Origin of the sequence: Rhizobium sp. SEMIA 4085 (assembly GCF_013004495.1) — a bacterium.
Classification (GTDB): Bacteria; Pseudomonadota; Alphaproteobacteria; order Rhizobiales; family Rhizobiaceae; genus Rhizobium; species Rhizobium gallicum.
Map to the genome: position 1 here is coordinate 1 of NZ_JABEPH010000359.1, position 6032 is coordinate 6032.

General features: G+C 61.5%; 7 protein-coding genes. 5 read left to right on the forward strand and 2 right to left on the reverse strand.

Annotated features, from left to right (window positions below; translation table 11 throughout):
* The 5 genes from C9413_RS26250 to C9413_RS26270 form a co-directional block, all read left to right on the forward strand.
* Nucleotides 1-390: GDP-mannose 4,6-dehydratase (locus C9413_RS26250; RefSeq protein WP_170251108.1), on the forward strand; the 390-nt coding region annotated here is incomplete at its 5' end.
* Nucleotides 387-2276 carry a glycosyltransferase family 2 protein gene (locus tag C9413_RS26255; protein ID WP_039844733.1) on the forward strand — a complete coding sequence of 630 codons (1890 nt, stop codon included), beginning with the start codon at nucleotides 387-389 and terminating at the stop codon, nucleotides 2274-2276. The genes C9413_RS26250 and C9413_RS26255, both read left to right, overlap by 4 nt.
* A 46-nt stretch (nucleotides 2277-2322) precedes the next feature.
* Complete coding sequence (locus C9413_RS26260) at nucleotides 2323-2829, forward strand: DUF995 domain-containing protein (RefSeq protein ID WP_039846734.1); 507 nt, start codon at nucleotides 2323-2325, stop codon at nucleotides 2827-2829.
* 12 nt (nucleotides 2830-2841) lie between these two features.
* Entirely contained in the window at nucleotides 2842-3807 is a 966-nt protein-coding gene (locus C9413_RS26265; RefSeq protein ID WP_039844734.1) for a glycosyl hydrolase, read from the forward strand.
* Between the two features lie 123 nt (nucleotides 3808-3930).
* Entirely contained in the window at nucleotides 3931-4896 is a 966-nt protein-coding gene (locus tag C9413_RS26270) for a hypothetical protein (protein WP_039846735.1), read from the forward strand.
* Between the two features lie 156 nt (nucleotides 4897-5052).
* On the opposite strand, the gene C9413_RS26275 is transcribed toward C9413_RS26270, so the two are convergent.
* Nucleotides 5053-5196 carry a DUF1127 domain-containing protein gene (locus C9413_RS26275; protein WP_074061123.1) on the reverse strand — a complete coding sequence of 48 codons (144 nt, stop codon included), beginning with the start codon at nucleotides 5194-5196 and terminating at the stop codon, nucleotides 5053-5055.
* Between the two features lie 299 nt (nucleotides 5197-5495).
* Nucleotides 5496-5642 (reverse strand): DUF1127 domain-containing protein, encoded by a 147-nt coding sequence (locus tag C9413_RS26280; RefSeq protein ID WP_022715389.1) that lies wholly within the window; start codon nucleotides 5640-5642, stop codon nucleotides 5496-5498.
* Nucleotides 5643-6032: the final 390 nt, after the last annotated feature.

Consider the following 6032-nt stretch of genomic DNA (forward strand, 5'->3'; position numbering starts at 1 on the left):
GCTGCACACCGTCTGCCGTGCCTGGAGGTTTTCGGCAATGACTACGAGACCGAGGATGGCACCTGTGTTCGCGATTACATCCATGTCAGCGATCTCGCGCAGGCCCACCTTGCCGCCGTCGACTACCTTGCAAGCGGCGGTGAAACGCTGCGGGTCAATCTCGGCTCCGGCCATGGCACCTCCGTCGGCGAGATACTGAGCGCCATCCATCGCATCACCGGACACGAGGTTCCCGTACACTACGATATCCGCCGTGCCGGCGACCCGCCGGTGCTTTTTGCCGATACCGCACGGGCGCGGGCGGTTCTCGGCTTCACGCCGCAGTTCTCCGACATCGACACGATCATCCGCACGGCGAGCCCGACCTTCGGTCTGGAGGTGCGCGCATGAACGTAGCGCCATTCGTGACCAGACAGAGAAGGGCGACGGCGCCTCGTGCTGCCAGACAGGACGCGCTCGAACCCATCTTTGCAGGCTGGAGCCGCGCCGCCTACTGGTTCGGCGTCGCCTGCTGGCTCGCCGCGCTTGCCTATTTCTGGACATGGTGGCTGCAGCCCGCCCATGTGATCTCGACGCCAGCATTCATCATCACGACGGCGACCGTTGCCTGGGTCACGCTGATCCCGGCCTATTTCATTTTCATCTTCGTCAATGCAAAGCGGATGAAGCCTTCGGCAGCCGTCCCCACGGGCCGCGTCGCCATGGTGGTGACCAAGGTGCCGTCCGAGCCCTTCGAGGTAGTGCGGAAGACATTGCTCGCCATGCTGGATCAGAAAGGCGTCGAGTTCGACATCTGGCTCGCCGACGAGGATCCGGCGGAAGAGACGAAGCGCTGGTGCGCCCGGCATGGCATCTACATTTCGACGCGCAAGGGGGTTGCCGCCTATCACGGGACTGAGTGGCCGCGCCGGACGCGCTGCAAGGAAGGCAACCTCGCTTATTTTTATGATCGCTACGGTTATGACCGCTATGATTTCGTGGCGCAGTTCGATGCCGACCATGTACCGGAGCCGACCTATCTGCAGGAAGTCATGAAGCCCTTCGCCGATCCGCGCGTCGGCTATGTCTCGGCTCCCAGCATCTGCGATGCGAATGCCGCCGACAGTTGGGCCGCAAGAGGCAGGCTTTACGCCGAGGCAAGCCTCCATGGTTCGCTTCAGGCGGGTTACAATGACGGCTGGGCCCCGCTCTGCATTGGCTCGCATTATGCCGTGCGCACCGCAGCGTTGCGTCAGATCGGCGGCCTCGGGCCGGAACTTGCCGAAGATCACTCGACGACGCTGATGATGAATGCCGGCGGATGGCGCGGCGTGCATGCGCTCGATGCGATCGCCCATGGCGACGGCCCGGCGACGTTTGCCGATCTCGTCGTCCAGGAATTCCAGTGGTCGCGGAGCCTGGTGACGATCCTGCTGCAATATTCGCGCACTTACGTGCCGAAGCTGCCGCTGAAGCTGAAGTTCCAGTTCCTGTTTTCGCAGGTCTGGTATCCGCTGTTTTCGGCGTTCATGGCGCTGATGTTCGCCTTGCCGGTCCTGGCCCTGCTGACAGGTCACGTCTTCGTCGGCGTCACCTATCCGGACTTCCTGCTGCATTTCTCGCCGCTGTCTCTGGTGCTGGTTGCGCTTGCTCTCTTCTGGAGGCGCAGTGCGACTTTCCGGCCATATGACGCCAAGCTTTTCGGCTGGGAAGGCATTGCCTTCGTTCTCCTACGCTGGCCGTGGTCGCTTGCCGGAACCCTGGCTGCTCTGCGCGATCACGTCTCCGGCTCCTTCGTCGATTTCCGCATCACGCCGAAGGGCACGCAAGCGCAGAGGACGCTGCCGGCGCTCGTTCTGCTTCCCTATGTGCTGCTGGCGGGTATTTCCCTTGCCGCGATGGTGCTGGCACCTGCCGAAGGCGCTGCCCGCGGCTTTTATATCTTCGCCGGCATCAACGCCGTGATCTATGCCGCGCTGACCATGCTGATCGTTGCGCATCACGCACGCGAGAACGGCTTGCCGCTTATGCCCCGCTCACGCGATCTAAGGCTCGTGGCGGCCAGCGCGCTGACGCTTCTTGTCGCCGGCAGCGGCGAAATCCGCCTGCACGGCCTGAGCAGTCTCGAAGCGCTGTCGCATGGCCAGGACATCGTCAGTTTCACGGAAGCAAAATTCGCAGTCGCAGGCGCCGGTCTCGGCGGCGGCAAGACGCGGATCGTCAAATTCCGCTTCAAGTGGAATGGGTTCCGGCAGCAGGCTGCCGCAGGATCAACGAGAGTGGAGCCGAGCGCGTAGAGTCAAAGCCATGTCGGCGGGTGCGCTTCGGTTGAAGGAGGGTGCAATGAAAATAGGAACAAGAACATATGGCGCGGCGGCTGCCGTCCTTAGCCTGGTACTTTGCTTGCCGGGCGCGGCGGCGGGAGCCGAAGCGAAGAAAGCGCCGATGCCGCTCAGCGCCTACGAACTCTACCAGCTCTATCGCGACAAGACCTGGACCTGGGGCGCCGGCGGCGGCCGCTTCATGGACGAAGGGCGCCGCTTCGTCGCCTGGACGAACGACGGCGGAAAGCAATGGGTGGCCGAGGGCCGGTGGGCCGTCGACGATCTCGGACAGATGTGCATGCGCGCCACCTGGACGAACGAAGAGGGCCCGGCCCGCGTCAGCACCTGCTTCGGTCACCGCAAGATCGGCAGGGTGATCTATCAGAAGCGCCAGCCCGACGGTAACTGGTACATCTTCCGCCACGCCTCAGCGCGCGCCGGCGATGAATATCTGAAGCTCGTGCCGGCGGACACCGTCAGCGCCAATGCGGATGCCTACAGGCAGAAGCTGATGGCTCGGAGGTAAGAGGAGAACGTCATGAAGAAGCTAAGGGAAAGAATAGTCTCGGCCACCGCAATCGCGCTGCTGCTGTCGGTCGCAACTCATCCCGCAACGCCGAGCCTGGCGCAGGAAGCAGCTGGAGTTCCAGCACCCTTGAGCCAGGCAATCGTTGACAAGCGCCCCGTTCTACATGCGGACGGCATCAAGTTCGGCGCCTATGACCCGCACGGCGATTTCACGTCGCAGCAAGGTGTCGCGACCGAACACCTGTTCCTGCCGTGGGAAGACGTCGATCTCGAAACGCTGAAGGCGGCAGACGCCTATGCGCAGGCGAGGGGACGCAACCTGCTGATTTCCGTCGAACCCTGGTCATGGGATGTCGACTGGCGGCTGACCTCCGATGAGCTGCGCCAGAAGGTCCTGCGCGGCGATTACGATGTCAACATGCGTGCGATCGCCCAGATGATCACAAAGCTCAAGAGCCCGGTCATCGTCCGCTGGGGGCAGGAAATGGAAGATCAGAACAGCCGGTTCTCCTGGGCTGGCTGGAACCCGCGCGACTACGTCACCGCATACCGGCGGATGATGGATATCGTGCGTGCCGAGGCACCTGGGGTGGAAGTGATGTGGTCGCCGAAGGGACTGGACGGACTCGATGCCTACTATCCGGGTGACGATTATGTCGATCTCGTTGGCCTCTCCGTCTTCGGCCTGGAGCCCTACGACACCCTGGCTTATGGCGGTCCGCGTGACTTCCGCCAGGCGCTGACTGACGGCTACCGTCGAGTCTCGGGATACGGCAAGCCCATCTGGGTAGCCGAGCTGGGCTATGAAGGAAGAGACGCCTACATGCGGCCGTGGATCGACACCGTGACGTTGAAGCACAGCGATTTTCCGAAACTGGAAGAAGTCGTCTACTTCAACGACCGCGACGTCCATGCCTGGCCCTTCAATCTCGGCCGTCCCAACTGGAGGGTCATCAAGGGCGACGAGACGAACTAGTCATCGACCAAGAGCTGTGGATGGCTAGCCCGGATTCTCGTGTCTGCACCGGGCTGGCGCAGGCCAGCAGAAGTGGATTATAAGCGAGCTATCGGCTTCGATCTGCTGATAGGCACGCCCGACATGATTCACTCTGGCTCGGTGATCGACTGGCTTCTCCACTCCGACCCATCGATCCGATGGCAGGTGATGCGCGACCTGATTGACGTCCCGGAGCCGGAGTGGGCGGCGGAGCGGACGAAGGTGGAGAGCGAGGGCTGGGGCGCCAGGCTTTTATCCTACCAGGACGAGGACGGGCAATGGGCGGGCGGCTCCTTCGTCCCAGCCGATTTTGATCCTCGCGAGTGGAAGGAGCACGGTCAGCCGTGGACGGCCACGACCTTTTCGTTGTCGCAGCTGCGGGAGTTTGGTCTCAATCCCTCGTCGGATCGGGCCAAACGAACTGTCGAACTGATCGGCGCTAACGCACGTTGGGATGAGGGCGGCCAGCCCTACTGGGAGGGCGAAGTCGAGGAGTGCATCAACGGCCGGACCGTTGCCGATGGTGCCTATTTTGGGGTTGACGTCTCGTCCATTGTCGACAGGCTGGTAGGCGAGCGTCTCGATGACGGCGGCTGGAACTGTGAGAGGCTCAACGGCTCGGTCCGCTCCTCATTCGCCAGCACGATCAACGTGCTGGAAGGGCTCCTGGAGTACGAGAGAGCCACGGGGGGTACGCGTCAATCTCAAGAGGCCCGTAGGTCTGGCGAGGAGTATCTCCTGGAGCGCAACCTCTTCCGCCGTCTCGGCACGGGTGAGCCGGCAGACGAGCGGTTTCTGCGCTTCCTGCATCCGAACCGTTGGCGCTACGACGTCTTGCGTGCGCTCGACTATTTCCGCTTCTCTGCGATGTTGACCGGCGGCGATCGCGACCCGCGACTTGGCGAGGCTATCGGCCACGTCCGTTCCAGACGCCTGGAGAACGGCACCTGGCCGCTCGACTGGAGCCTGGCGGGGCGGGTGTGGTTCGAGGTCGACGACGGGCAGGGCGAGCCCTCGCGATGGGTGACCCTCCGGGCGATGCGGGTACTTAGGTGGTGGGAGAGTTAGCCGATCTAGAATTTCCCACCAGGCCCACGAACGTTCCACCAAGAAAGAAATCGAGGCTGTTCGTTTGGCTGGCACACTGCGCCTGGAGCCGACAGAACCTTAAAACGAAAACGGCGCCAAATCGGCGCCGTTTTTGGTGTATCACGCCTGCCGCGATTAGCGGAACGAGCGGGATGCGATGTTACGGATCTCGTAGCGGCTGATGCCGATGTCGGAGAGCGTCTGGTTCGAAAGGTTGCCCAGCTCATTGAGCGTGCGGCGGTAGCTAATCCAGCTCTTAGCAATGCGGATCGGGTTCATCGTCATCTTCCTTAGAACGTTGCCTCGCGGGCGGCGCCATCGCCGTCTCTGCGGTTGACATTCATATAGTGGTTCCCGGTCATATTGTGCAGTGCAAAGAAAAGGCATCTGCTATGCATTTGTGCAATGTGATGCACGATAAATACGCAGAAGCCATTTTTTGAGCGGAGAAGAAAAAAGGCGCTTTCCGCTGCAACTAATGCGAAGGTGCAAGTTGAACAAACGAAAACGCCCGTTGCCGAAGGCACCGGGCGTTTTGAAGGAGGAGATCAGCTTGGGAGGACGCTGATCGCCTTGAATTAGCGGCCAGAGGCCTCGCGAGCAACGCGATGGATGTCCGAACGGTCGATGCCGAGGTCGTGCAATTCGCGGTTGGTCATGCGGCCAAGTTCGGTAACCGTCTGACGGTACTTGCGCCAGTTGTTGAACGAGCGTGTGAAGTTCATTTTAATCCCCTTTCCGAGGGCTTGCCATCTGCCAGCTGCTGCCCATCAGCGCTGGCTTGCGTTTGATGACCAGAATATATGTTGCGCCGCGAAGAACTAACAGAGACAAGATTTCATTCCACCTATGCATTCGACGCAAGTCTCTGACAGGAAATTACGTGATTCCGCCGCCTTCTGGTCAACGAATAGGCAGAATGTATTTTCGGCGGGCATGGCTTTCTTCGATTGCTCAAATCGCCGTCAGCCGGCATCGATGCCGCTATGGCCGCTCTCAAAATCCGAATCAGCACCCTCTCGCCCTTCGCCACAGTTTTGGTATTGGCAAGAGCACGGCGCGGTTCCCAAGCCGTCGGGCGCGGGGCGTTCACGACGCGGGGAGGGCCCAGGACG

Excerpts from the sequence above, each read along its gene's own strand:
- C9413_RS26255 (WP_039844733.1), top strand. The coding sequence starts at position 387 with ATGAACGTAGCGCCATTCGTGACCAGACAGAGAAGGGCGACGGCGCCT.
- C9413_RS26260 (WP_039846734.1), top strand. The coding sequence starts at position 2,323 with ATGAAAATAGGAACAAGAACATATGGCGCGGCGGCTGCCGTCCTTAGC.
- C9413_RS26265 (WP_039844734.1), top strand. The coding sequence starts at position 2,842 with ATGAAGAAGCTAAGGGAAAGAATAGTCTCGGCCACCGCAATCGCGCTG.
- C9413_RS26270 (WP_039846735.1), top strand. The coding sequence starts at position 3,931 with ATGATTCACTCTGGCTCGGTGATCGACTGGCTTCTCCACTCCGACCCA.
- C9413_RS26275 (WP_074061123.1), bottom strand. The coding sequence starts at position 5,196 with ATGAACCCGATCCGCATTGCTAAGAGCTGGATTAGCTACCGCCGCACG.
- C9413_RS26280 (WP_022715389.1), bottom strand. The coding sequence starts at position 5,642 with ATGAACTTCACACGCTCGTTCAACAACTGGCGCAAGTACCGTCAGACG.